The organism is Vibrio sp. 378 (genome assembly GCF_033339435.1).
This window is the reverse complement of record NZ_JAWOUO010001094.1, coordinates 1-534: the sequence shown is the minus strand read 5'-3', so window position 1 is coordinate 534 and position 534 is coordinate 1. Positions and strand designations below refer to the sequence as shown.

Sequence of the window (534 nt, the reverse complement as noted above, 5' to 3'; positions counted from 1 at the left end):
GTACTACTAGCGGCGGGTATCCCAATTGAAGGTCTGCCTCTACTCTTCGCTCTTGACCGTATCTTCGACATGATTCGTACGGCTCTAAACATTACTGGTGATGCAGCATGTGCGGTCATTGTTGATGCTTTAGTAGAAGAAACTGCCGCTGATGCGGAGTTACAGAAGCAAGAAGCTTAGTTTCCCAACAAATACTTAAAAGCCGCTCAAAAGAGCGGCTTTTTTTTCGATTCTTTGCATTACGTAACCATACAAATAGAAACTAATAGCATAATTTTTCTGAAGTGATATAACGCCCGTACTAACTATAAAAAACGTCAGATCTAGGTTGTATCATGAGTCTTAAGCTGTCTTTGGTTTCGCTTTCCAATACAGATTTGCCTATTGAAACAAAACAACAGGCACTGATCGATATTGTTCTTCGCTTCCTCACACCACAAGAGAGAGCCTCTCTCTTTGAGTCCATCACTCATCAACGAGAAACGAACTTGCTGGCACGCTATCCTGAGTATCAGTCCAAAAGTCTTTCTGTCT

At 41.9% G+C, this 534-nt stretch carries 2 protein-coding genes; both read left to right on the top strand.

Annotation, left to right across the window (positions count from 1 at the left end; genetic code table 11):
- Nucleotides 1–180: cation:dicarboxylate symporter family transporter (locus tag R7Q48_RS30565; RefSeq protein WP_318134172.1), on the top strand; the 180-nt coding region annotated here is incomplete at its 5' end.
- A 155-nt stretch (nt 181–335) separates the two neighbouring features.
- Nucleotides 336–534, top strand: a 199-nt coding sequence (locus R7Q48_RS30560) for an acyl-homoserine-lactone synthase (protein WP_318134169.1), incomplete at its 3' end; no start/stop codon positions are given.